Genomic DNA, 2187 nt, shown 5'->3' with positions numbered 1-2187 from the left:
TGCGGCGTATCTGGCGCCGAGTTCTTGCGCGACATCCTTGTTGCCATAGGGAATTCGCAGTGGCGTGTTTGCGGCGGCATTACTCTGCTTTGTAACTGGCGGATGCCTCGAATTCACCGAAGTCGCAGTTGCAGAGGGCTTTCGAGGTCGCTTCGTCGGCGTGGTGGGTTTTGTCACTTTCGGTTCAGAACTTCTAGCAACAGTTTTGCGGCGGCCCTTTCCGGGTTTTCCGTCTTGGTTCGCATCAATCCATACGGACATAGCGGCAGAGTTGGCCTTGGCTTCGTTGCTTATCGCAACACCTTTTTCCCGCGATATGCTCTCGGCGAATGACAATTGCGCTGGACTTGGGGGCCGTGATTCAGGACCATCCACCGCATTCCCGCCAACGCTCTCGGTTTTCTTGGGGGCATGCTTTTCGAGGAACGCGCGGCAGACCGATCCCGATTTTGTGTAACCAGCAGGAGGCTTTATACCCTTCTGACGGGCGATGCTGTCGGCGAAACGCTTCATTGCGGCTGTTGGTGGCCGTCCGCCGCCCCCACTATCTGATGCAAGACCAGCTAAAGGCGACACACCGCCCGGCGAACCTTCGACGAGCTTGCCGATGATACGCTGGGCGACGTCGCAGACAGCATCGATGGCACCAATCATCTCCTGTCTGCCAACGACGACATCGTCGAGCAGGCATTCGAGTTGCGCCGTCACGCCCGGGTCGACCAAGGCTGGATCAGCCTGCTGGAGAACACCAAACAAACTCAATCCGGTTTCGGTGGGTACAATGTTCTTGCCCTGAACAACCAGAAATTTCTGCCGTTTCAACCCACCGATGATTTCGGCGCGGGTCGCAGGCGTGCCGATGCCCTTCGCTTCTTTCAGCCTATCTCGCAGTACCTCGTCATCGACAAAGCGCCACGCCTGCTGCATCGCATCGATCAAAGTGCCTTCGTTATAACGCGGCGGCGATCGGGTTTCCTTGTCCTCAATGGCTGGGTTCCGCAACTGCGCGGTCTCGCCGTTTCGCATCTGCGGGAGCAACTGCGCATCGTCACCCTTTTCGTCGGCAGGTTGCCATTCCGGAAATGCCGCCCGCCAACCGAGATCGATGTGTTGGCGGCCAGTGGCCTTAAACGGGAAGCTGCCCACGTCGAGCGTCGCGGTTGTCTGGCGATAGCGGAAGTCTGGCATGACGGAGGCCAGATACGCCCGCGCGATCACATCAAACAGTTTTTTCTCGTCTGTCGAAAGGCGCGGCCAGACGTCCCGCAAGCTCTCGATCGTGTTGACGTTGGGGATGACTGCATGATGGCTGGCCCCCTCCAGTCCCTTGTCATAGAAACTACCGCTCTTGCCCTTTCGGATGACCGGCACCGCTGGCACGGGAATCGTGCTGAACGATTTGCCCACCTGCAGTCCGGCGACAATCTGCGGCACGTCCCCGATCAGGTTTTCCGGCAGGTAGCGCACTTCGGCACGCGGATAGGTGATGATCTTCTTGCCCTGACCATCATAGAGCTCCTGAGCGATCTCTAGGGTCTTTGCCGCGGCCCAGCCGAAGCGCGAGGCGCAGAGCTTCTGGAGGGACGGCAGATCGTGCAGTTTAGGCGGTCGTTGCCGCTTCTCCTCGACGCGCACGCTGAGCGGCCCCTCGAAGTTGCGGGCGGCTGAGACCACGGCCTCAGCAACTTCACGTTTCAGAATTCGGTCCTGCGGGGCGTGTCGCATCTTGAACTCACCACCGTCGACCATGGCTGTGGCGACAACCTCGAAATAGGTCACAGGAACGAAATTGCGGATTTCCAGTTCGCGTTTGCAAACGATCGCCAGGGTCGGGGTTTTTACACGGCCGACACCGATGACGCCCCGCGCGCCCTTACCAAGGATGACGGTCGCGGTGCGGGTCAATGACAGATTGTAGATCTGATCGGCCTGGCGGCGTGCAACAGCGGCGGCGTAGAGCTGGGCGTATTCTGAATTGGGTTTGGCCCGATCGAATGACTGGCGTATGGTCTGGGCGTCCTGAGCGGTAAACAGCACCCGCATGACATGGCCCCGATACTTGTAATGTTCGAGGATTTCCTGGCCGATGAGCTGACCTTCCCGGTCGCAATCTGTGGCAAGCCAGACCCGCTTGGCTGAGCGCAGCGCCTCACGAATGGCTTTGAGCTTGGCCGCTTTGTTTCCACC

General features: G+C 59.1%; 1 protein-coding gene. It reads right to left on the bottom strand.

Going from position 1 to position 2187, the window contains the following annotated elements:
• Positions 1 to 2187 (bottom strand): type IA DNA topoisomerase (locus LC354_RS27590; RefSeq protein ID WP_223429124.1); only part of this gene is annotated, 2187 nt, incomplete at both ends.

It is taken from the genome of Tateyamaria pelophila (genome assembly GCF_019966495.1).
In the GTDB taxonomy this organism is placed as follows: domain Bacteria; phylum Pseudomonadota; class Alphaproteobacteria; order Rhodobacterales; family Rhodobacteraceae; genus Tateyamaria; species Tateyamaria pelophila.
Note: the sequence above shows the minus strand (reverse complement) of the source record. Positions and strands in the feature narration are given on the sequence as shown.